General features: G+C 72.7%; 18 protein-coding genes. 13 read left to right on the forward strand and 5 right to left on the reverse strand.

The window, feature by feature from the left end:
• The first annotated feature begins 112 nt into the window (after positions 1 to 112).
• From ACWCPY_RS32885 to ACWCPY_RS32905, 5 genes are all read left to right on the forward strand, one after another.
• Entirely contained in the window at positions 113 to 1,336 is a 1,224-nt protein-coding gene (locus ACWCPY_RS32885) for a DUF418 domain-containing protein (RefSeq protein ID WP_451271160.1), read from the forward strand.
• A gap of 23 nt (positions 1,337 to 1,359) precedes the next feature.
• On the forward strand, positions 1,360 to 1,965 hold the full coding sequence (locus ACWCPY_RS32890; RefSeq protein ID WP_451271162.1) for an SACE_7040 family transcriptional regulator: 606 nt from the start codon (positions 1,360 to 1,362) through the stop codon (positions 1,963 to 1,965).
• A 195-nt stretch (positions 1,966 to 2,160) separates the two neighbouring features.
• Complete coding sequence (locus tag ACWCPY_RS32895; RefSeq protein ID WP_451271164.1) at positions 2,161 to 3,630, forward strand: glycosyltransferase; 1,470 nt, start codon at positions 2,161 to 2,163, stop codon at positions 3,628 to 3,630.
• A 68-nt stretch (positions 3,631 to 3,698) separates the two neighbouring features.
• Positions 3,699 to 5,225: a DUF6056 family protein gene (locus tag ACWCPY_RS32900; RefSeq protein ID WP_451271166.1), complete on the forward strand. Its 1,527-nt coding sequence runs from the start codon at positions 3,699 to 3,701 to the stop codon at positions 5,223 to 5,225.
• A gap of 75 nt (positions 5,226 to 5,300) precedes the next feature.
• The gene (locus tag ACWCPY_RS32905) at positions 5,301 to 6,086 is read left to right on the forward strand and encodes a phosphatase (protein WP_329820849.1); all 786 of its coding nucleotides are present in this window, start codon (positions 5,301 to 5,303) and stop codon (positions 6,084 to 6,086) included.
• 65 nt (positions 6,087 to 6,151) lie between these two features.
• On the opposite strand, the gene ACWCPY_RS32910 is transcribed toward ACWCPY_RS32905, so the two are convergent.
• From ACWCPY_RS32910 to ACWCPY_RS32925, 4 genes are all read right to left on the reverse strand, one after another.
• Positions 6,152 to 7,165, reverse strand: coding sequence for a cation diffusion facilitator family transporter (locus ACWCPY_RS32910; RefSeq protein WP_451271168.1), 1,014 nt, complete (start codon positions 7,163 to 7,165; stop codon positions 6,152 to 6,154).
• Positions 7,166 to 7,217: 52 nt separating this feature from the next.
• Positions 7,218 to 8,093: an acyl-CoA thioesterase gene (locus tag ACWCPY_RS32915; protein ID WP_451271170.1), complete on the reverse strand. Its 876-nt coding sequence runs from the start codon at positions 8,091 to 8,093 to the stop codon at positions 7,218 to 7,220.
• Positions 8,094 to 8,112: 19 nt separating this feature from the next.
• The gene (locus ACWCPY_RS32920; RefSeq protein WP_451271172.1) at positions 8,113 to 9,270 is read right to left on the reverse strand and encodes an acyl-CoA dehydrogenase family protein; all 1,158 of its coding nucleotides are present in this window, start codon (positions 9,268 to 9,270) and stop codon (positions 8,113 to 8,115) included.
• A gap of 190 nt (positions 9,271 to 9,460) precedes the next feature.
• Positions 9,461 to 9,850, reverse strand: a complete 390-nt coding sequence (locus ACWCPY_RS32925; protein ID WP_403771567.1) for a peptidase inhibitor family I36 protein — start codon at positions 9,848 to 9,850, stop codon at positions 9,461 to 9,463.
• 232 nt (positions 9,851 to 10,082) lie between these two features.
• Here ACWCPY_RS32925 and ACWCPY_RS32930 point away from each other — a divergent pair, with 232 nt between their 5' ends.
• The 5 genes from ACWCPY_RS32930 to ACWCPY_RS32950 all read left to right on the forward strand — a co-directional run bounded on the left by ACWCPY_RS32930 (position 10,083) and on the right by ACWCPY_RS32950 (position 15,876).
• A complete protein-coding gene (locus ACWCPY_RS32930) occupies positions 10,083 to 10,442 on the forward strand; it encodes a VOC family protein (RefSeq protein ID WP_451271174.1) in 360 nt (119 codons plus the stop codon).
• Between the two features lie 444 nt (positions 10,443 to 10,886).
• Positions 10,887 to 11,723: a thiopeptide-type bacteriocin biosynthesis protein gene (locus ACWCPY_RS32935; protein WP_451271176.1), complete on the forward strand. Its 837-nt coding sequence runs from the start codon at positions 10,887 to 10,889 to the stop codon at positions 11,721 to 11,723.
• 1 nt (position 11,724) lies between these two features.
• Complete coding sequence (locus tag ACWCPY_RS32940) at positions 11,725 to 14,376, forward strand: lantibiotic dehydratase (protein WP_451271178.1); 2,652 nt, start codon at positions 11,725 to 11,727, stop codon at positions 14,374 to 14,376.
• Positions 14,377 to 14,387: 11 nt separating this feature from the next.
• Positions 14,388 to 14,549, forward strand: coding sequence for a hypothetical protein (locus ACWCPY_RS32945; RefSeq protein ID WP_451271180.1), 162 nt, complete (start codon positions 14,388 to 14,390; stop codon positions 14,547 to 14,549).
• Positions 14,550 to 14,646: 97 nt separating this feature from the next.
• Entirely contained in the window at positions 14,647 to 15,876 is a 1,230-nt protein-coding gene (locus tag ACWCPY_RS32950) for a lanthionine synthetase LanC family protein (protein WP_451271182.1), read from the forward strand.
• Positions 15,877 to 15,913: 37 nt separating this feature from the next.
• On the opposite strand, the gene ACWCPY_RS32955 is transcribed toward ACWCPY_RS32950, so the two are convergent.
• Positions 15,914 to 17,389, reverse strand: coding sequence for a PucR family transcriptional regulator (locus tag ACWCPY_RS32955; protein WP_451271184.1), 1,476 nt, complete (start codon positions 17,387 to 17,389; stop codon positions 15,914 to 15,916).
• Positions 17,390 to 17,497: 108 nt separating this feature from the next.
• On the opposite strand from ACWCPY_RS32955, the gene ACWCPY_RS32960 reads away from it, so the two are divergent.
• The 3 genes from ACWCPY_RS32960 to ACWCPY_RS32970 all read left to right on the forward strand — a co-directional run bounded on the left by ACWCPY_RS32960 (position 17,498) and on the right by ACWCPY_RS32970 (position 21,684).
• Positions 17,498 to 18,970 (forward strand): sodium:solute symporter, encoded by a 1,473-nt coding sequence (locus ACWCPY_RS32960; protein ID WP_451271186.1) that lies wholly within the window; start codon positions 17,498 to 17,500, stop codon positions 18,968 to 18,970.
• A gap of 63 nt (positions 18,971 to 19,033) precedes the next feature.
• The gene (speB, locus tag ACWCPY_RS32965) at positions 19,034 to 20,002 is read left to right on the forward strand and encodes an agmatinase (protein ID WP_361448763.1); all 969 of its coding nucleotides are present in this window, start codon (positions 19,034 to 19,036) and stop codon (positions 20,000 to 20,002) included.
• A complete protein-coding gene (locus ACWCPY_RS32970) occupies positions 19,999 to 21,684 on the forward strand; it encodes a thiamine pyrophosphate-binding protein (protein ID WP_451271188.1) in 1,686 nt (561 codons plus the stop codon). Before speB ends, ACWCPY_RS32970 begins: the two co-directional genes overlap by 4 nt.
• Positions 21,685 to 21,790 lie beyond the last annotated feature (106 nt).

Below are 21,790 nucleotides of genomic sequence, written 5' to 3' on the forward strand. Positions count from 1 at the left end.
CAGGCTTGTCCAGGGCGGAATGCCGGGGCGGAATAATGGCCCGCGCCGCTCCCTGACCCGGGGCGGCGCCGGTCGTGGACCGGCGATGGCCTTCGGGGTGGGGGAAAGACGGATGACGCAGCAGTCGAAGACGGTGCGGGGCGTGGGCGCGGGAGCGGCCGGGGAGGTGGCCGCGGGGCCGCGCGTCCTCGAAGTGGACGCCCTGCGCGGGTTCGCGCTCGCCGGGATCCTGGTCGTGAATCTCATGACGACCGCCGGACCTCCCGGTGCCAGGGAGGGGCTCGCGGAGGTGCACGCGGGGGACGGCGCCGTGCAATGGCTGGTCGTCCTGCTCGCGCAGTCGAAGTTCTACCTGCTCTTCTCCTTCCTCTTCGGATACAGCTTCACCCTCCAGATGGACTCGGCCGCCCGTGCCGGAGCACGTTTCGTGCCCCGGATGTCGCGGCGGCTCGCCGCACTCCTCGTGCTCGGGTTCGCGCACGCGGTGCTGCTGTACACCGGCGACATCCTGATGATCTATGCCCTGCTCGGGCTCGTCCTGCTGGCCGTCCGCAACGCCGGACCCGCCACCGTCCGGCGGGCGGCGCTGTGGGTGTTCGGCGTCGCCGCCGGCCTCCTGCTGCTGCTCGGGCTCGGGGCGTCGCTGCTCGACCCCGGCGAGCTGGGTGGATCCGTCACGGTGAAGGCCGAGCTGACCGCCGCCTACCGGGGCGGATTCGCCGAGGTCGTCGGTGCCAACATCCGGGCGCTGCCCGACATGCTCGCGGCGGTTCCGCTGATGGGCGGGTTCGTCGTCGCCGCCTTCCTCATGGGGTTCGTGGCCGGCCGGGGGGAGTGGCTCGGCCCGGCCGCGCTCGCCGACCGGGGACGGCTGCGCCGCGTCTGCCTGACGGGTCTCGCGATCGGGGTTCCCGGGGCGGTCCTCTCCGCCGCGGGGCTCGTGGGGCCGCTGTCGGAGCGCTGGGTGCTGCTGGGCCTGGCGGTCGGCATGGTCGCGGCCCCGGCGCTCTCGGCCGCGTACGCCACCGGGCTGCTGATGTGGTTCACCACGCCGCGCGGTGGCGCGGCGGCCCGGGTCCTCGCGCCCGCCGGGCGGATGGCACTGACCAACTACCTGACCCAGTCCCTCGTCATGGCCCTCGTCTTCTCCGGGTACGGCCTCGGGCTGTACGGCCGCACGGGTGCCGCGGCAGCGGTCTGCGGGGCGCTCGTGCTGTACGCCGGCCAGCTCGCGCTCAGCGGGTGGCTGATGCGCCGGTACCGGCTCGGGCCGGTGGAGTGGCTGCTGCGCACAGTGACGCTGTGGGCGCGACCCGCACCAGTTAACGTTCGCTAACCGGACTGTCTAGAATCGAATCCATGACCACGAGGACGGACGCCCCCACCCGCCGCGAGCAGATCCTCAAGGAGGCCGCCCGCCTCTTCGCCGAGCGCGGCTTCCACGGCGTCGGTGTCGACGAGATAGGTGCCGCCGTCGGCATCAGCGGCCCCGGGCTCTACCGGCACTTCCCCGGCAAGGACGCGATGCTCGCCGAGCTGCTGGTCGGGATCAGCGAGCGGCTGCTGGCGGGCGGGCAGCTGCGCGTGTCGGAGGACGCCGCCTGCGCGGACGGCTCCCCGCAGGCCCTGCTCGACGCACTCATCGAGGGGCACATCGACTTCGCCCTCGACGACCGCCCCCTGATCACCCTCCACGACCGCGAGCTGGACCGGCTGCGGGACGCCGACCGCAAGCGGGTCCGCCAGCTCCAGCGGCAGTACGTCGAGGTGTGGGTGGAGGTGGTCCGCGAGATGTACCCGGACCTGCCCGAGCACGAGGCCCGCGCCGCCGTCCACGCCGTCTTCGGCCTGCTGAACTCGACCCCGCACCTGGGCCGCCCCGGCGCCCTGCCGGACCGTGCGGACACGGCGGCGCTGCTGCACCGGCTGGCACGCGGGGCGTTCGAGGCGGCGGCCCGCGCGTAGGGCGGGTGGACGGGTGTCCGGCGGGTGTGTCCGCGGTTTTCGCCCGGCCTTGAATATATGAATTGATGGGAAAAGGGTGAGGTGTCTCCTCATATTCCCTTTCCTTTTCCTCGAAGCGCTCCGTCGGACGCGGTTTCGCGAGGCCCTCAGGCTTATGGTTTGAGCTGTCCCGCCCACGCCTGATGGGGAATTTAAATGAAAACATGTCAGGTTTCGATCGTTGTCCCCTGTTTCAACGAGGACGAGGTCATCGAGGTATTCCACCGTGCGTTGATCTCCGCCCTCGAACCGACTCGGCGGACCTTCGAGATCTGTTATGTCGACGACGGCAGCAGCGACCGGACCAGGCACCGGATCGGTTTGCTCGCCACTGCGGACCGACGGGTCCGCTACACCTCCTTCAGCCGTAATTTCGGCAAGGAGGCCGCCATGCTCGCGGGACTGCGCATGTCCCGCGGTGACGCCGTCGTCCTCATGGATGCCGACCTCCAGCACCCGCCCGAACTGCTGCCCCGCATGCTGGAGCTGCGGCAGCGCGGCTACGACCAGGTCGTCGCGCGGCGCGACCGCGCGGGCGAAGGCGTCCTGCGCACCTTTCTCAGCGCCCTCTACTACCGGGCCATGGGCCGGTGCATGGACATCGAGGTCGTCGACGGCGAGGGCGACTTCAGGCTGCTGTCACGCACCGCGGTGGACGCCGTGCTCGCCCTGCCCGAGACCAACAGGTTCTCCAAGGGGATCTTCTCCTGGATCGGCTTCGACACCGTCGGCTTCACCTACCGGAACATCCAGCGCGCGGCGGGGCGTTCGAAGTGGGGCGGCAGACGCCTGCTCAACTACGGGATCGACGGACTGATCTCCTTCAACAGCCATCCGCTGCGCCTGGCCATCCACATCGGCCTCGCGCTCGCGCTGGCGGCACTGGGATACGCCGTGTGGACCATCGTCGGCGTCGTGCTCCACGGTGTCGTCGTACCCGGCTACGCCACCCTGCTGACCGCCGTCGTGGCGCTCGGCGGAATCCAGCTCGCCACGCTCGGCGTCATCGGCGAATACGTGGGACGGATCTACTCCGAGTCGAAACGCCGCCCGCACTACCTGGTGCGGGAGACGAGCGAATCCCCGTACGTCCCCCCGGTCGACATCCCGGCCGGGGTGCGTTCGGGCCCGTCCGCCCCCGGGGGCGGGAGGCCGTCGGTGCGACGCACCGGGGCGACCGCGCTCGGGGCGTCGAGGAGGCGCACCCTGCGCCAGTTCATCGAATTCGGGCTGATCGGAATCATCAATACGGCGGTATATCTGGCGGTATACGCCTCGCTGAATTCCTGGATTCCCTATCTGGCCGCACACGTCATCGGATACACGGTCAGCGTCGTGGGGTCATTCCTGCTCAACTCCTGCATCACCTGCCGCACGAAGCCGACCTGGCATGCCTTCGTCCGGTATCCGCTGTCGAGCGTCGTCAATCTCGTACTCACCGGAATTCTGCTCTACCTCGGCGTGAGCAGGCTGGGCATGGACAAGAACATCGCCGCCGTGGCCGCGGGGATCCTCGCCACCCCCTTCTCGTTCCTGCTCGCCCGCTGGGCCATCGACTCCGGTGCCGCCCTCGCCCGGCAGAGCGGCGGCCCGGCCGGGAGCAGTACCGGACACACCACACCCTGAACCCACCGCCTGAGCCTCCAGACCCTGCCGTCAAGGACGCGAGCAACGTACGAAGGGCACCAGTGCACATGACCACGGACACGTCGAAATCCGCCGGCACACAGGCCGAGGGCGAACAATCCACCCGGCCGCCGGAACCCGGTCGGCCCCCCGCGCGGCGGTGGGCGGCGATCGGGACGTCGGGCCTCGCCCTGCTGCCGCTCGCCCTGCTCGGCGCGGCCTTCTGGATCGGCCGGCTGGTCCGCCCGGGAGGGGACGACTGGTGCTTCCTCCCGGTCGTACGGGACGGGGGCGCCTCCGGGATGATCGGGAAGTTCTTCCTCCACGACAACGGACGCATCGCCAACGCGCTGCTCGTCATCGGGTACGGAGCCTTCGGCGTCCCGGGCCAGCAATGGTTCGCCCTGGTCAGCGGGGTGCTCATGCTGGGCATCCTCTGGGCGCTGATCGCCTCCGCGCTCAAGAGGGCCGGACTGACCGCGCCACGCGGGCTGGCACTGCTGGTGGGCGCGACGACGGCGGCGCTCTTCTTCTTCGCGACGCCCAACCCGTACAAGGCGTTCTACTGGCCCGCCAACTCCGTCTCGCACACCGTCGCACCGGTGCTGGCCTGCGCCGCCGTGATCCCGCTGCTGCGCGCACGGACGCGGCGGGGGCGCGACTTCGCGCTCGTCGTCGCGTACCTGGCGGGGATCTTCATCGGCACCCTGTCGGAGGAGACGGCGATCGTCGCGTTCGTCGTACTCGCCACCGTCCTGCTGATGAGCCGGTGGGCCCTTCCCGGGACCGGCCGGACCCGCACGCGCATCTGGTGCATCGTCGCCTTCGCCGGGGTCGCCGCGGGGACGGCCATCCTGTACCTGTCGCCCGGCGCGCGCAGCCGGCGTGCACGGTTCGGTGCCGACAGCACCTCCATGTTCGGCCCGGAGGCACTGACCGGGGCGCTGCGGGCGTTCGCGCACGTCCTGGGGACGGTCTTCACGACCTGGCCGTACCTGGGAGCGGTCGCCGTCGGCGTGCTGCTGGGCCTGCTGGTGCGCGGTGGCGAGCGGGGAACGGACGTGCCGGACGGGCCGGACGGGCCGCTGCGCCGCAGGCCCCTCCTCGTGGTCCTCGCCGGATTCCTCGCCTTCCTGGTCTCCGGCTACCTCTGCGTCGTCATCGTCTACCCCGCCTTCGGGGCGAGCGCGGGCGGTGCGTCGCGCATCTGGGGCGACTTCCTCCTGCTGTTCCTGCTGCTCCTGGTCGGCGCCGGGGCCCTGCTGGGGCGGCGGCTGCGGGCCCGCCGGTGGGGGATCCGTACGGTGACGGCGGGTGTCGCCGCCGCCATGTGCGCCGCCGCCTGCGTCGGCCTCGCCGTCCCGCTGCTCCGGCTGGAACGGCAGATGGAGGTGCGTGCCCAGCGCTGGGACCGGCAGGACCGGGCGCTGCGGGAGGGAGCGGCGCGCGGCGCCCGGGTGCTCCCGTACACGCCGGTGTCGGTCAGCGGGATGCTGGAGCCCTTCGGCAATAACGGCCGGCGGGCGTGGCCGGCGAAGTGCGTCGCCCAGTACTACCACCTGCAGAAGATCACGCACTCGACCCGGCTGCCCTGAGCGGCGGCCGGATCCGGCCCGCCCGTCGTGCAGGACACCCGGCACACTGCGCACACCTGACGGCACAATGGGTTCATGCCGATACCCAGCCGTGCCGCCCTCGTCGAACACCTCGTCCGCACGCGTATAGCCGGAGACGTCGCCACCCCGCGCGACAACAACCTCTCCCACTACCGCAAGCTCGCCAACGGCGACCGCCACTACTGGCTGGGGCTGGAGCTCGGGGACCGGTGGCGCGACGAGCAGGACGTGCTGGCGGTGATGGCCGAGCGCTGCGGGGTCAGCGACGACCCGGAGCACCGGTTCGGGCAGGACACCATCGACCCGGAGCTCACGGTCGACGCGCTGGAGCGGATGGCGGCGCGGCTGCGGAAGGCCGTGGCGGGGGCGGAACGGGTGCTGTTCGCGACCGGGCACCCGGGCGGGCTCCTCGACGTGCACCGGCAGACCGCGGCCGCGCTGCGGGCCGCCGGATGCGAGATCGTGACGATCCCCTCGGGGCTGATCGCCGACGAGGGCATGGTGTTCCAGTTCGCGGACGTCGCGGTGCAGGAGCGCGGCGCGACGCTCTGGCACACGCACTCGCCCGCCCCGATGGCCGCGATCCTGGACGGCCTGGAGCGCGAGGGCCGCCCGCTGCCCGACCTGGTGGTCGCCGACCACGGCTGGGCGGGGTGCGCGGCGCAGCGCGGGCTGGACGCGGTGGGGTACGCGGACTGCAACGACCCGGCGCTCTTCCTCGGCGAGGCGGAGGGGACGCTCCAGGTCGCCGTCCCGCTGGACGACCATGTGCTGGACCCGCGGTTCTACGACCCGATGACGGAGTATCTGCTGGACGCGGCGGGGCTGACGCAGAGCTGACCGGGGCCGGACCGGGGCCGGACCGGGAGCGGTGCGGGTCCGCGGCTCCCGGCCGCGGGGCCGGGTCAGACCGGCCCGGTACCGCCGCCGGTGCCGGTCCCGCCCGGCCCGCGCAGCCGCTGCCTCAGGCCCGGGGTCGGGTCCAGGTACACCCGGCGGACCGACGGATAGCGCTCGCGCAACTGCTCCTCGGCCTCCTCGCACGCCCACTCGATCTGGCCGGCGGTCGAGGCGTCCCGGAAGTCGATCTTCGCGGCGATCAGGATCTCTGCCGGGCCCTGGACGAGCGTGGTGAGTTCCAGTACCTCGATGATGTGCGGGACGGAGAGCAGTTCCTCGTGGATGCCGGCGCGCATCGCCTTCGGCACCGGGCGGCCGATCAGCAGCTGGGCGTTGGAGCGGCCCAGCACCCAGGCGACGTACACCAGCAGCAGGCCGATCAGGATCGACGCGATGCCGTCCCAGACCCCGGAACCGGTCAACTGGCCGCCGAGCAGTCCGCCCGCGGCGAGCAGCAGACCCGCCAGCGCCGCCGAGTCCTCCATCACCACGGCCTTGACCGCGGTGTCGGGGGTGTGGCGGAAGTAGTGCCCGACCGGTGCCCGCAGCCGCGCGGCCTCGCCGCGGACCTGGCGGAGCCCGGTGCGCAGCGAGTAGCCCTCCAGCAGGAAGGCCACCGCGAGCACGATGTACGAGACGAGCGGATCGCCGAGTTCCTCGCCCGCCGCGAGGGTGTGGATGCCGTCGTACACGGAGAAGACCGCGCCGCCGACGAACGTGGCGACGGAGGCGAGCAACGCCCAGATGTAGCGCTCGGGGCCGTAGCCCAGCGGGTGTTCCTCGTCCGCGGGCTTCTCGCTGCGCTTCAGCGCGGTGAGCAGCAGCAGTTCGGTGACCGTGTCGGCGACCGAGTGCGCCGCCTCGGAGAGCATCGCGCTCGACCCGCTGATCAGCCCGGCGACCACCTTCGCGACGGCGATGCCGAGATTGGCGGCCGCCGCGACGACGACGGTGAACGCGGACTCCCCGCCGCCGGACTTCGCGCCGCCCACGGTCCCGTCCACGGTCTTGTCGCTCATGGTGGGGAGTATCTCCGAACCGGCGGCCGGCGGCCCGTCGGCGCGGGGCGCGTCAGTCCCGGGGGACGCGGACCACGCCCTCCTGGATGACGGTGATGGCCAGCCGGCCGTCCTGGGTGTGGATCCGGGCCTGGCCGAGCCCGCGCCCGCCGGAGGCGGACGGCGACTCCTGGTCGTACAGCAGCCATTCGTCGGCCCGGAACGGCCGGTGGAACCACATCGCGTGGTCCAGGCTCGCGCCGACCACGTCGCCGACCGCCCAGCCACCGCGCCCATGGGCCAGGAGCACCGAGTCGAGCAGTGTCATGTCGGAGACGTACGTCGCCATGCAGACGTGGAGCAGCGGATCGTCCGCGAGCTTGCCGTTGGTGCGGAACCACACCTGGGAGCGGGGCTCACGCGGTTCGCCGACGCTGCCGAAGGGCGGGGCGTCCACATACCGCAGGTCGACCGCGGCCCGCGCCTCGATCAGCCGGTCCACGACGTCCGGCCCGCTGAAGCGGTCCGCGTACCGGGGCAGCATCTGCGCCGCGGTGGGCAGCGTCTCCGGGTCCGGGGCGGACGGCATGGCCGCCTGGTGCTCCAGGCCCTCCTCGTACGTCTGGAACGAGGCCGAGAGATGGAAGATCGGCTGGCCGTGCTGGACGGCGACGACCCGCCGGGTGGTGAAGGAGCGGCCGTCGCGGATGCGGTCGACGCTGTAGACGATCGGTGCGCCCGGGTCGCCCATCCGCAGGAAGTAGGAGTGCAGGGAGTGGGCGGCCCGGTCGGCGGGGACGGTGCGGCCCGCGGCGACCAGGGCCTGGGCCGCGACCTGGCCGCCGAAGACGCGGGGCACGAGGGCCGAACGGCTCGTACCCCGGAAGATGTCCCGCTCGATCTGCTCCAGGTCGAGCAGATCGAGCAGGGCGTCGAGTGCTGAGCTCATGGAACGAACGTAGCCGCTCTCACAGGCCCATGGACTTGGCGATGATCGACTTCATGACCTCGCTGGTGCCGCCGTAGATGCGGTTGACCCGGTTGTCCGCGTACAGGCGGGCGATCGGGTACTCGTTCATGTAGCCGTAGCCGCCGTGCAGCTGGAGGCAGCGGTCGATGACGCGGTGCGCGACCTCGGTGCAGAACAGCTTCGCGGAGGCGGCCTCGGCGGCGGTCAGCTCACCGGCGTCGTGGGCCTCGATGGCGCGGTCGCAGACGGCCTCGGCGGCGTCCACCTCGGCCTGGCAGGCGGCCAGCTCGAACTTGGTGTTCTGGAAGGACGCGACGGTCTTGCCGAAGACGGTGCGCTCGCTCACGTACTGCTGGGCGAACCGGACGGCGGCCTTGGCCTGGGCGTACGCGCCGACGGCGATGCCGAGGCGCTCCTGCGGCAGGTTCTGGCCGAGGTAGGAGAAGCCCTTGTTCTCCTCGCCGAGGAGGTCCTCGACCGGCACCTTGACGTCGACGAAGGCCAGTTCGGCGGTGTCGGAGGTGCGCAGGCCCAGCTTGTCGAGCTTGCGGCCGACCGAGTAGCCCTCGGACTTGGTGTCGACGACGAGCAGGGAGATGCCGTGCCGGCGGTCGTCGGCCCTGGGCGCGTCGGTGCGGGCGCAGACGATGACCCGGTCGGCGTGGACGCCACCGGTGATGAACGTCTTGGCGCCGTTGAGGATGTAGTGGGTGCCGTCCTCGGAGAGCTTGGCGGTGGTCTTCATGCCGGCCAGGTCGGAACCGGTGCCCGGCTCGGTCATGGCGATGGCGTACATCGCCTTGCCGGTGACGAAGTCCGGCAGCCAGCGCTTCTTCTGCTCCTCGGTGGCGTACGCCTTGATGTACGGCAGGCAGAGCAGCACATGCACGCCGGAGCCGCCGAAGTTGACGGCCGCGCGGGCGCACTCCTCGGAGATGATCGCCTCGAACTTGAAGGACTCGACCCCGGCGCCGCCGAACTCCTCCGGCACCTCGATGCCGAATATGCCCAGCTCGGCAAGCTTGTAGTAGAAGTCGCGAGGCACCTGGCCGGCCGCGAACCACTCGTCGTAGACGGGGGCGACCTCGGCCTCGATGAAGGCGCGGATGGTCTCCCGGAACGCCTCGTGGTCCTCGTTGAATACCGTACGGCGCACGGGGTGCCTCCTTGGTCAGCTTCGGTCGGGCTCCGGCCAGCCTGGCTAAGCGCTTGCTCAGATGTGTTTAGAAGTTACCCGGGGGTCACCGAGGCTGTCCAGGGTGATGCGCAGCACGCCCGCCCGGACACGGAGGAGCCCTCCCCGGCCGGGTGGGCCGGGGAGGGCTCCTCCGTGTCGTCCTCGTCGCCTACTGGGGCTTGAAGGAACGGATCTGGTAGTTCCCCTGGAGGTTGCCGCCGTTACCGGCGGGGGTGGAGCCGACCCGGGCGTTGTAGTTGGTCTGGGTGTAGTACTGGACGCGGTGCCCGGTCGCGTTCCACACGGAGCGGACGTTCTGGCCGCGCTGGATGAAGGAGCAGTCGTCGGCGGTATTCGCCCGCTGCTTGTCCGACCACTGGCAGCGGGTGCCACCTCCGTTCCAGTCGCTGTAGATACAGAAATATCCGGGGCTGCAGCTGTAGGAAGCCCTGGCGCTCCCGACGGCGGCGTTCTGTGCCGCCGCGACCGCGACGGGTCCGGCGCCGAGCCCCAGGGCCAAGGCGATCGAGGTGACGGTGAGCGCGCTGATGCGGTGCATACGAGAACCCCTTCTCCTGACGGTGATCAGGGCTCCGTGCCCTGGTCAGCAGCAGCGTGGCACGGCTGCGACCTGCGCAGACAGGCGGGAACGGGGGCGCTCGAAGCCCGCTTCGAAGATCGCGGCACTCCTGTGCGCACCGGCGCGAACGCCTGCCCGGAACGATCGGCGGCGGGCGCCCCGCGTCCACCCGGACCGCGCGTCGCAAGGTGATCCCCTCCGGAGGCGGATCATGTTCGAGGGCGTACGCACCGTGATGGTGTTCGCGGAAGACCCCGAAACCTCCGCGCGGTGGTACGGGGAGCTGCTCGGCGTCCCGGCACGGGTCGATGTCGGTGACACGGGCGCGGTCTACGCCTGGGTGGAGACCGGTGGGGTCGAACTCGGCTTCCACCCCGCCGACGACGTGCGCAACCCGAGGGGCGGCAGCCCGGTCGTGTACTGGAACGTGGCCGACGTGACCGAGGTCCGGGAGCGACTGCTGGTGGCCGGTTTCGAGCACCATCGCGGACCTCTGACGATCGAGCCGGGCCGCCGTATCGCACAGCTCCGTGACCCGTTCGGGACGATCATCGGCATCGAGGGCCCGTAGGACCTCCCACCGGGGCGCCCTCGGCGGGGCGTTCACGCAGGTCACGCGGCGGTCGCACGGGGGAGCGGCGATGACCGGCGAGCCGTGCGACGGCGCGGCCGGCTGCGCTTGTGCCGCAGGGATCACACCACGCGCACACCCATCCATCATATGACTAAAGGTCATTTTCCTTTCAGCTGGTGTTGATGCGGGAAATGAGCTGGATGAAGGGCCTGAGCAGGCCGACACAGGCGAGAAGGACGGTTCCGCTCCCGTCCGGCGCATCCGGTCCGACCGCGAGTTCCGCGGGGCACCACGCGCCACAGCACATGAAAGCGCGGATCGCACAGAACGAACCAGGGCCTCACCCGACACCCGGGCCGGTCCGCGGTACCCACTCCGCGGGCCCCTCGGGCGATCCGTGAGCAGCCCCGCCGTGCCCGAAACACGACATACGGAGGTTCCATGCCGGTGGTGAAGCACCCCGAGGCCAGCTGGGTCCAGGTGAACCTGGCCCCGCAGCCGCCGTCATGGCAGCGCCTGTACGCATGGCTCGCGGGCACCGCACACGACCTCCTCGGCGCACGGACCGCGCGTGCCTTCTTCTTCATGCACAAGCCGCCCGGCCTGCGCCTGCGCTTCCAGGCGTACGGAGCCGACGGCACCGTAGCGCTGCGGGCCGAACTCCTGGACCGGGTGGGGAAGTTCGACGGTCTGGCCGGCCCGCCGGTGTGCACGGTGTACGAGCCGGAGTCCTACCTCTTCGGCGGCCCCTGCTCCATGCCGTGGGTGCACGAGGTGTTCACCGCGGACTCCCTGGCCTGGCTCGACCACCACGCCCGGCTGTCCGGGGACACCGCCGGGCTCCCCGCGGCCGACTGGCGGCTCTCCCTCTTCCTGCTCCGCGAGATGTTCGACGGCCTGCGCATCGCCGGCTGGGAACACCGCGGCGTCTGGGACGCGGTGCGCACGGACACCGGACGCGTCCTGCCCGAGGGACTGCACGACACCGGGCTCCGCCGGGCGGCCGAGGGCATCCGCGCCCACTGGGAACAGCCCCGCGCACAGCTGCTCGCCGGCCTGCCCGAGCCGTGGCGCGCGGACCAGGAACGCCATGGCGAGGCGGTGCGCCGGGCCGCCGACCACTGGCGCACCGGTTACTTCGAGTCCGGTGACGCGGTGCGCGGCCCGCGCCGCGCCGCCGCCCACGCCGTGATCTTCCACTGGAACCGGGGACGGTTCTCGCACGCCCGGCAGAGCCTGATCACCGAGGCCCTGCTGGACGACGGGGCGGTGGACTGACATGACCGAACTCCACGCCGCCCCTCGCTCACAGGCCCGCCCCGACGCGGCCGGCGGCCGGCTCCTGGGCACCACCGCCCTGGTACGGGCAGCCGGAATCCCCTGTTCGATGTGGACGGCCGCAGGCGGTTCCGGGCTGTTCGGCCGGGTCGTCGAGCACGCCGACAGCGTCGAGCGGCAGTCCGCGCACGCCCGGCGCCTGGCCGAAGGGCTGAGCCGCGTCGTCCCCGATCCGCGCCTGACGGACACCGATCGCCGTGCCGTGCTGGCGCTGCGGCGGCGACTGCACTCGGGCGCGCCGCCGGACCCGGCGGACTGCGGATTCCTCACGGCGCTGACCGCCGCACCCGAGTGGCTCGTGCAGGAGGCCGGCGAGCTGTGCCGGGCCGCCGGGGCGGCGCTCGCCACCCGGGCGGAGCTGGAGCGGGCACTCGGTGACGAGCGCGAGCGGGTGGGCGCACTGGTCTGGTCGCTGGTGTTCTCCAGCCCGGTCCTGCGCGAGCTCCTGGACACCGCGAACCCCGGACTGGCGGCAGAGGTGAGCGCCCGCCTGGCCGACGGCGAGACATGGAGCGGGAAGCGGCTGCGCAAGCGTTCCGCCTATCTGTGGCGGGCCGTGGGCCGGGCCGCGGCGAAGACCACGCCACGCGGCTGGGTGGGGCAGATCGCCCCGGTCCCGGTCGGCGGCACCGGGGAGGGCCGGCGGCTCCTCACCCCCGGCGCCGAGCTGGCCGCACTGGCCGCCGCCGCCGTGGAGAACGTCCACGTGGTACGCACCCGGGCCGGTGCGCCGGACCTGCGCACCGCCGACCCGGCGACGGCGCTCGCACCCGCCCCGCTGCACCTCACCGACGCCGGCCACGAAGACGCAACGGGCGCAACGCTGCGCTGCTACGCGATCGACCCGGGCGACCGGGGACGGCTGCGACAGGTCGTGCTCCGGCGCACCGCACTGCTGGACCTGCTGCTCACGCTCTTCGCCGAAGGGCCGCGCACCCTCGCGGAACTGGAGCGCGCGCTGCCGGTCGCCGACCCCGTCGTACTGCGCGGCTTCCTCACCCACCTCATGCGGCTCGGCGCGCTCCAGCTCTGCGAGGCCCCCCGGCGCCGCCACACCGCCTGGTCCCCGGCCGCCCTGGTGACCGGCCCCGGATCGCTGCCCGGGTCCACCGGCCCGGGTTCCCGCGAGCCGGACGCCTGGTTCCTCGACTCCCACCGCCGCCTGGACGCACACGTACCCACCGAGGCCGCGGCCCGCTTCCAGCGCGCGCTGCGCACCGCGTACCGCCTGGCCGCGCTGCGCCGGGCCGACGGCGAGGCGGCCCCCGGCACGCTCCCGCCCGTGCCGGGCACCGAGCGGCTGGACGAGCGCCCGCGTCCGGTCGGCGAGCTCCTGGCCGCTCTGCTGTCCCCGGACGGGACGCCCCCTCCCGCACCGCACCGGAGCCGTTACCGGGGATGGCACCGGGCCATCGGCCCGGACTCCGGGTACGCCCGGCTCCTCGCCCGTCTCGCCGCCCGCCGCGACGAGACCGAGGTGGACGTGGACGACGACCTCCTGGACGCCCTCGGGGCACCGCCCGCCGAGGACGTGGTACCGCCGTGGCCGCTGGACTGCCTGCTGCGCCCGCTTCCCGGCCCGGGGCCGCTCGCGGTGCTGGAGACCGCCTCACCCGCCGGAGTCATCGACGCCCGGTTCGCCGAGGCGCTGCGGGCCCTGCACGGCGGCTACGACACCGTCGACGCCTACCGCGACTTCCTGGCCGCCGTCGAGCGGCGAGCCGGTGTGCGGTTCGTCGAGCTGCTGGTGCCGCCGGTCACCGAGCGCGCGGCCAACGCCGTCCGGCGCCCCGCCACCACCCGCTGGTGGACGGGAGATCCCCACGCGCGCGCGTACTTCGGGCCCGGCGGGCCGGAACAGCGCTACCTGCCACTGGACCGCATCACCCTGCGACGGTCGGGCCACCGGATCGTCGCCGAGGCGGACGGCGAGCGGGTGGTGCCCGTCCATCACGCCACCCGGCTCCCGATGCCGCCCTACGACCGGCTGGTGCGGCTGCTGCTGTCCGCCGGGCACCCCTGGGCGGGGAACATCCTGCGTCTGGACGGTCTCGCCGCGGCCTTCCCCGCGTGCGGCGACGTCATCCGTCTGCCGCGGCTGACGGTGGGCACGGACCTCGTCGTCTCCCCGGCCACCTGGCGGGTACCGCGAGCCCGTCTGTGGCGGCCCCGCGACGGGGACCTCGACCGGGTACGGGTGCTCGCCTCGCTCAGGCGCTCCGCCGCCATGCCGCGATTCGCCTTCGTACGGCCCGAGTTCGAGGCCAAGCCGGTGCCGGTCGACCTCGACGCCCTGACGGCGCTCAACGTCATCGACCGGACGTGCGCCGCGCTCCCCGGTGACGAGCTGGTCTTCGAGGAGATGCTGCCCGGTCCGGTGACCGGACCGCAGCGGCCGATGCTGGGCGACGCGCTCCACGGGGGCGCTCCGGTGGCCGCCGCGCTGATGCTGAGGACTCCTTTCGACCTGACAGCCGAGGAGCTGGCGGTGTCCGCGGCCGCCGCACTCACCCATGACGTCCCCGGTCCGCCCGCACCTGGTGCGGCGGTCTCCGGGGCGGCCCACACCCAAGAAGGAACAAACAGGAAATAGGAGGAAACACCATGCCCACCATGGAGCTCACCGACCTCGACAACCTCATCGCCGAGCTGGACGAGAGGATCACCGGCACCGAGCTGCCCCCGATGGCGGACGGTCTCGGCAGCACCGGGGCGTGCTCCGGCCTCTGCACGGTCCTCATCTGCTCCGTCATCGGCGTCTGCTGACGGTGCCTCATCCGGACGTCATGACGTCATGCGTCCACCGTTGAGTTGAACGGAGCCACCCGGACCGCTCCGGGTGGCTCCCCGACGAGGAGACCCGATGCACGCAGACAGCCAGGCTCCGCCGCACCGCGCGGCTCTCGATATCGCCGTCCGACTCCTCGACGACTTCTCCGGAGCGCCGGACGCGGTGCCCGACCCCGGCGTTCCGGTCCTGGCCTGCCTGGTCGCGGAGATGTGCGGCCCGCAGGCGAAGTCCTCCGGCCCGGCGCGGACCCCCGACCCCGCGGCGGTGGCGAGCGCCGGACGCGCGGTGGCGGCATGGGCGCGGACCATCGGCCGCGGGCCCACCCGTCCCGGCCTGTACGACGGCGGCCTGGCCGGAACCCTGATCGGCCTGCGGCTCGGCGCCCGCATCCACCCCCCGCTGCACCGCGCCGCCGACCGGCTGCGCGACCACCTGCTGGACAGGGCACGGGTGCGCCCCTGGCGGACCGCGGACGTCGGTCTGCCCGACTACGACCTCATCTGCGGGCCGTCCGGCATGCTGCTGGCACTCTGTGTCGGGACGCCACAGCCGAGGCGTGGCCAACTCGCGCTCTTCGCCGCCCACTTGGCGGAGCTGTGCGACAGCGGCGACCTGCGCCGTCTGCGGGTCGGCCAGTACTCCGGCCATCGGTACCTGGGCTGGCTGCAGGGCCGGGTGAACACCGGGATGGGCCACGGCGTGGCCGGGCTCGTCGCCGGGCTCACCGCCGCGGTCCGCCGCGTCGGTGAGGAGCCGGAGCTGCTGCACGCCCTGCGCGGCGCCACCCGATGGCTGGTGCGGCAGTCCTTCGACGACGCCCGGTCCATCCGGAGCTGGGACGGCGCCGGCCTCGACGGCCCGCCCGCCGCCGGGGCACGGGCCCGTCAGGCGTGGTGCTACGGCAACCCGGGCGTCTCCTGGGCGCTGTGGGACGCGGCCGACGCCCTGGGCGACCGGTCGACGGCCGACTGGGCGGCGACCGCGTTCACCACCCTCGCGGAACGGTACGACGAGGAGTTCCACCTCTTCGGCGATCCCCTGACGGACCAGCTCGCGCTGTGCCACGGCGCCGGGGGCGTGCTGGCCGTGGCGGACGCGTTCCACCGGCACGCCCACCTGCCGGCCGCCGCGGTGCTCCGCGACCGCCTGGCCGGACACCTGGGCCGACGGCTTCCCGCCACCCTCGTCCCCGGCACCCCGCACACGTCCTTGCTCAACGGAACCGCGGGCGCGCTCAGCGCCCTGCTCACCGCCACCCACGACACCTCGCGCGACTGGCTGCCCTGCCTCGGGCTGCGCTAGATCCCGGTCCGGACGGGCGGGCCGGGTGCGGCACCGCTCACCGCACCCGCAGCGCGAACCACAGCTCCGTCCGTACGTCCATGTCGTCCAGATCCGCGTCCAGCAGGGCCGCGCAGCGGGCGATGCGCTGGCGGACCGTGTTGCGGTGGATGCGCAGTGCCGTGGCCGTGCGGTCCCAGCTGCCGTGCAGGCTCAGCCAGCAGCGCAGCGTCTCGGCCAGCGGCTCGGTGAGCGGGGCGAGCAGGGCGCGGGCGTGCGCCTCGGCGCGGTCGGCGGGGACCAGGGCGGCCAGACCGGCCGCGGCGTCGGTGAGGTGGTGGGCGAGCGGGGTACGGGTGGCGACGGCGCGGCCCAGGGCGCGGGAGGCCTGGCCGTCGGCGAGGTCGAGGGCGGTGATGGGGGCGGGGGCGGACGCGCCGAGGGTCCAGCCCGGTTGCGGGGTGATCCGGCCGGAGCCGGGGATCAGTACCCGTACGGCGTCGCCGCCCCGGCCCGCGTCGACCAGGGCCGAACCGAGGGCGGCGCCCAGCGCGCCGGTCGTCAGCGGGTCGACCGGGCCGTCGCCGCTGCGGCGCGCGTGCACCACCGTCCACCGCTCTGCGCCGCCGAGCAGCGGCACGACGTCCTGCGGGTCCGCGCCCAGCAGCATCCGCACCAGGGCGGCGGACCGGCCGGCGGCGTCGGCGCCCTGGTGCGGGGCGGCCAGCAGGGAGAGCAGGACGACCGCGACCCCGGCGATGGTGTGGTCCCCGGCCTCGCGCCGGTCCGTCGCCAGCGCCAGCACGAGGCCCTGCCCGCCGCCCAGCGCGTACGCGGACAGATGGGCGTCCCGCAGCGTGTCGGTGGCGGAGGTCGGGCCGGGGCGGGCCCCGGCGGCGACCACCCGGGTGAGCCTGGCCAGCGCCGCCGCCACGTCGGGGGCGGGGCGGCGGCCCGAGACGTGCAGCTCCTCGCCGTCGGCGGCCAGCAGCGCCGCCCGGCCCTCCAGCTGAGCCGCCAGCTGGTGCAGCACCGCCGGGACCGGGTCGGGCCGGGCCGCCGCCGTGGCCAGGGCCTGCTGGGCGCGGGTCACCCGGCGCAGCTCCCGGTGCCGGGCCTCCGCCATCAGCCGCCACACCGCGCGGGCGATCGCCGTGAACGGGGTCTCGGGCGGCACCTCCAGCAGCGGCAGGCCGTGCCGGTCGCACGCCTCGATCAGCTCCCGCGGCACCGTGTCGAACACCGGCGTCACCCCGAAACCGAGCGCCGCCGCCCCCGCCTCCACCAGCCGGGCCACGAACGTGTCCGGGTCCTTCAGCTGCACCCCGGCGCTCAGCAGCAGCTCACCGCCGAGCAGATACGGGTACGGGTCGGCCATCTCCGAGGTGTGCACCCACAGCAGATCCGCCTCGGCCGGACCCGCGATCCGGTGCAGCCCGAGCTCCTCGTGGGCGAGCAGTTCGCCGAGCGGGATCGGGGGAGTGGGGGGCGGGGTGGGCCCGCCCGTGGCTTCCGGCATGGATGATCCATCCATCAGAGACTTCGATTATGGATGAAACGTACTCTTCAGCGTCGCTTCTCGGCCACCTACCGTCTTCTTCACGTAAGGCATGTGCACTTGTGACCGAAACGGAGGAAGCCCATGGCCGTCGACTACGCGGTGATCATCATTTATCTGGCCGGCATGCTCGCCATGGGCTGGTGGGGCATGCGCCGCGCCAAGTCCAAGAGCGAGTTCCTGGTGGCGGGCCGCAGGCTCGGCCCCGGGATGTACTCCGGCACGATGGCAGCCATCGTCCTCGGCGGTGCCTCCACCATCGGCGGCGTCGGCCTCGGCTACCAGTACGGACTCTCCGGCGCCTGGATGGTCTTCACCATCGGCCTCGGACTGCTCGCCCTGTCCGTCTTCTTCTCCGCGCGGATCGCCCGGCTGAAGGTCTACACCGTCTCCGAGATGCTCGACCTGCGCTACGGCGGCCGGGCCGGGATCATCTCCGGCGTCGTGATGTGGGCGTACACGCTGATGCTCGCGGTCACCTCGACCATCGCGTACGCCACCATCTTCGACGTCCTGTTCGACCTGAACCGGACCGTCGCGATCGTCCTCGGCGGCGCCATCGTCGTCGCGTACTCCACGCTCGGCGGCATGTGGTCGATCACCCTCACCGACATGGTGCAGTTCGTCGTCAAGACCATCGGTGTGCTGCTGCTCCTGCTGCCCATCGCGGTGATCAAGGCCGGCGGCTTCAGCGAGATGAAGGCGAAGCTGCCCACCGAGTACTTCGACCCGCTCGGCATCGGCGGCGAGACGATCTTCACCTATGTGCTGATCTACACCTTCGGCATGCTGATCGGCCAGGACATCTGGCAGCGGGTGTTCACCGCCCGCAGCGACAAGGTCGCCCGCATCGGCGGCACCGTCGCCGGTACCTACTGCCTCGTCTACGCCATCGCCGGCGCCGTCATCGGCACCGCCGCGAAGGTCATGTACCCGACGCTGCCCAGCGCCGACTCCGCGTTCGCGACCATCGTCAAGGACGAGCTGCCCATCGGTGTGCGCGGGCTGGTGCTGGCCGCCGCGCTGGCCGCCGTGATGTCCACCTCCTCCGGTGCGCTGATCGCCTGTGCCACCGTCGCCAACAACGACATCTGGTCCCGGCTGCGGGGCGCGGTGTCCCGGGGCGGCGGGGGTGAGGAACACGACGAGGTGAAGGGCAACCGCGTCTTCATCCTCATCATGGGCGTCGCCGTCATCCTGATCGCCATAGCGCTCAACAACGTCGTCGAGGCCCTGACCGTCGCGTACAACCTGCTCGTCGGCGGCCTGCTGGTGCCGATCCTCGGCGGTCTGCTGTGGCGCCGGGGCACCGCGGCGGGCGCGCTGGCCGCGGTGTCGGTCGGCGGCCTCGCGGTGATCGGCCTGATGGCGGGATACGGAATCCTCGCCAACGAACCGGTCTACTACGGCCTGCTGGCCTCGCTCGCGGCGTATGTGATCGTCTCCCTGGCGACGAAGCCGACCGACGCGGCCGTCCTCGCGGCCTGGCGCGAACGGCTCGCGGGCAGGGGCGCGACCGCCGAGGAGCCGGTGGGCGAGACGGTCACCACCGCGTAGGGCCTGCCCGGCTCCCCCCACCACACCGAACAACGTATGAAACCCGAAGGAAAGGCACTTCACATGAGCAGCAACGAAACGCCGCGCGGTCCCGTCGACTCCTCCCGCGTCCCGCGGTACGCCGGACCCGCGACCTTCGCCCGTCTGCCCCGGCTCGACGAGGTCGGCACCGCCGATGTCGCCGTCGTCGGCGTGCCCTTCGACACCGGTGTCTCCTACCGCCCCGGCGCCCGCTTCGGCGGCAACGCGATCCGCGAGGCCTCGCGCCTGCTGCGCCCGTACAACCCGGCGCAGGACGCCTCGCCGTTCGCACTCGCCCAGGTCGCCGACGCCGGTGACATCGCCGCGAACCCGTTCAACATCAACGAGGCCGTCGAGACGATCGAGGCCGCCGCCGACGACCTCCTCGCCACCGGCGCCCGCCTGATGACGCTCGGCGGCGACCACACCATCGCGCTGCCGCTGCTGCGCTCCGTCGCCAAGAAGCACGGCCCGGTCGCCCTGCTCCACTTCGACGCGCACCTCGACACCTGGGACACCTACTTCGGCGCCGAGTACACCCACGGCACCCCGTTCCGCCGCGCCGTCGAGGAGGGCATCCTCGACACCTCCGCGCTCTCCCACGTCGGCACCCGCGGCCCGCTCTACGGCAAGCAGGACCTGGACGACGACGCGAAGATGGGCTTCGGCATCGTCACCTCCGCCGACGTCATGCGGCGCGGCGTCGACGAGGTCGCCGACCAGCTGCGCCAGCGCATCGGCGACCGGCCGCTCTACATCTCCATCGACATCGACGTCCTGGACCCGGCCCACGCCCCCGGCACCGGCACCCCCGAGGCCGGCGGCCTGACCTCCCGCGAGCTCCTCGAAATCGTCCGCGGGCTGTCCTCCTGCAACCTGGTCTCCGCCGACCTGGTCGAGGTCGCCCCCGCGTACGACCACGCCGAGATCACCTCCGTCGCCGCCTCCCACACGGCGTACGAGCTGACGACGGTCATGTCCCGCCAGATCGCAGAGGCCCGTACGAAGTGAGCCACGACCACCACGACGAGCGGCCGCGGCTCACCCCCGAGCAGATCGCGGCCGCTCTGAACCCCCCGGCCGGGCGCAACGGCGGCGACCTCGTCGTCGAGACCCTCCAGGGCCTCGGCGCGACCACCGTCTTCGGCCTGCCCGGCCAGCACGCGCTCGGCATGTTCGACGCGCTGCGCCGCTCCTCGCTGGCCTACATCGGCCTGCGCGTCGAGAACAACGCGGGCTTCGCCGCCGACGCGTACGGCCGTGTCACCGGCGAGGTCGCCCCGCTGCTGCTCTCCACCGGACCGGGCGCCCTCACCTCCCTGGCCGCACTCCAGGAGGCGGCGGCGGCCTCCGCGCCCGTGCTGGCGATCTCCAGCCAGATCCCGACCGCGGGCCTGGGCGGCGGACGCCACGGCTATCTGCACGAACTGCGGGACCAGAAGGCGTCGTTCCGCGACGTCGTGAAGTCGGTCCACACCGTCCGTACCGCCTCCCAGATCCCGTCGGCGATCGCCGCCGCCTGGGAGTCGGCGCTGACCGCCCCGCACGGCCCGGTCTGGATCGAGATCCCGCAGGACGTGCTCCTGGCGGAGACCACCCTGCCGGTCGTCACGGCGATGGACGCCACCCCGCGCGAACTGCACGCCCGTCCCGAACTGACCGCCGTGGCGGCCGACCTGCTGTCGAAGGCCGAGCGCCCGGCGGTCATCGCGGGCGGCGGAGTCGTACGGTCCGACGCGTCCGGCAAGCTGCTGGCGCTCGCGGAGAAGCTGAACGCACCCGTCGTCACCACCTTCGGCGGCAAGGGCGCCTTCCCGTGGGAGCACCCGCTCTCGCTCCAGTCCTGGCTGGAGGACCGCTACACGACGGACTTCCTGGAGTCCGCCGACGTCCTGCTGGTGGTCGGCTCCGGTCTCGGTGAACTCTCCTCGAACTACCACACGTTCGCCCCGCGCGGCCGGGTGATCCAGATCGAGGCCGACGCCGGGAAGCTGGAGTCCAACCACCCCGCGCTCGGCATCCACGCCGACGCCCGCGAGGCGCTGTCCGACCTCCTCGAAGCGGTCGGCCACCGCGAGGACCCGTCGGCGCCGGAGCGGGTCCGTACCGTCCTCGAAGCGGTAAGGGGCAGGATTGCCGCCCAGGAACTCACCCTGGAGCAGCGGCTCATCGCCTCGGTCCGCGAGGCGCTGCCCGACACGTCCCCCAGCTTCTGGGACATGACGATCCTCGCCTACTGGGCCTGGTCCGCCTTCGACGCCCGCCACCCGAACACGATGCACTCGGCCCAGGGCGCGGGCGGCCTCGGCTACGGCTTCCCGGCCGCCCTCGGCGCCGCGGCGGCCGACCGTACGCGGCCGGTCCTCGCGGTCTCCGGCGACGGCGGCGCGATGTACTCGATCGCGGAGCTGGCCACGGCCCGCCAGTACGACCTCCCGGTCACCTGGCTGATCGTCGACGACGGCGGCTACGGCATCCTGCGCGAATACATGACGGGCGCCTTCGGCGAGGCCACGGCGACGGAGCTCTCCCGCCCCGACTTCGTCGCCCTCGCCGAGTCCTTCGGCGTCCCGGCCCTCCGCACCACCCCCGAGACGCTCACCGCCGACCTGGCGAAGTCCTTCGCCCGGCCGGGTCCTTCGGTGGTCGTGCTCCCGGCCCTGCTGAGGATGTTCGAGCCCACGCACCTGTAGGAGGCGGCCCGCCCGCGTACGGGGCGGGGCCGCGGACGGCACCGGCGGCCTCATCTGGCTCTGCCCGAAGGACCGTTGGGCCTCGCTCACCGACGCGATCAGGGCG

This window comes from Streptomyces sp. NPDC002403 (genome assembly GCF_053593015.1).

Bases quoted from the DNA above. Each gene is read 5' to 3' on its own strand.
- ACWCPY_RS32885 (WP_451271160.1), top strand. From the start codon at position 113: ATGACGCAGCAGTCGAAGACGGTGCGGGGCGTGGGCGCGGGAGCGGCC.
- ACWCPY_RS32890 (WP_451271162.1), top strand. From the start codon at position 1,360: ATGACCACGAGGACGGACGCCCCCACCCGCCGCGAGCAGATCCTCAAG.
- ACWCPY_RS32895 (WP_451271164.1), top strand. From the start codon at position 2,161: ATGAAAACATGTCAGGTTTCGATCGTTGTCCCCTGTTTCAACGAGGAC.
- ACWCPY_RS32900 (WP_451271166.1), top strand. From the start codon at position 3,699: ATGACCACGGACACGTCGAAATCCGCCGGCACACAGGCCGAGGGCGAA.
- ACWCPY_RS32905 (WP_329820849.1), top strand. From the start codon at position 5,301: ATGCCGATACCCAGCCGTGCCGCCCTCGTCGAACACCTCGTCCGCACG.
- ACWCPY_RS32910 (WP_451271168.1), bottom strand. From the start codon at position 7,165: ATGAGCGACAAGACCGTGGACGGGACCGTGGGCGGCGCGAAGTCCGGC.
- ACWCPY_RS32915 (WP_451271170.1), bottom strand. From the start codon at position 8,093: ATGAGCTCAGCACTCGACGCCCTGCTCGATCTGCTCGACCTGGAGCAG.
- ACWCPY_RS32925 (WP_403771567.1), bottom strand. From the start codon at position 9,850: ATGCACCGCATCAGCGCGCTCACCGTCACCTCGATCGCCTTGGCCCTG.
- ACWCPY_RS32930 (WP_451271174.1), top strand. From the start codon at position 10,083: ATGTTCGAGGGCGTACGCACCGTGATGGTGTTCGCGGAAGACCCCGAA.
- ACWCPY_RS32935 (WP_451271176.1), top strand. From the start codon at position 10,887: ATGCCGGTGGTGAAGCACCCCGAGGCCAGCTGGGTCCAGGTGAACCTG.
- ACWCPY_RS32940 (WP_451271178.1), top strand. From the start codon at position 11,725: ATGACCGAACTCCACGCCGCCCCTCGCTCACAGGCCCGCCCCGACGCG.
- ACWCPY_RS32945 (WP_451271180.1), top strand. From the start codon at position 14,388: ATGCCCACCATGGAGCTCACCGACCTCGACAACCTCATCGCCGAGCTG.
- ACWCPY_RS32950 (WP_451271182.1), top strand. From the start codon at position 14,647: ATGCACGCAGACAGCCAGGCTCCGCCGCACCGCGCGGCTCTCGATATC.
- ACWCPY_RS32955 (WP_451271184.1), bottom strand. From the start codon at position 17,389: ATGGATGGATCATCCATGCCGGAAGCCACGGGCGGGCCCACCCCGCCC.
- ACWCPY_RS32960 (WP_451271186.1), top strand. From the start codon at position 17,498: ATGGCCGTCGACTACGCGGTGATCATCATTTATCTGGCCGGCATGCTC.
- speB (WP_361448763.1), top strand. From the start codon at position 19,034: ATGAGCAGCAACGAAACGCCGCGCGGTCCCGTCGACTCCTCCCGCGTC.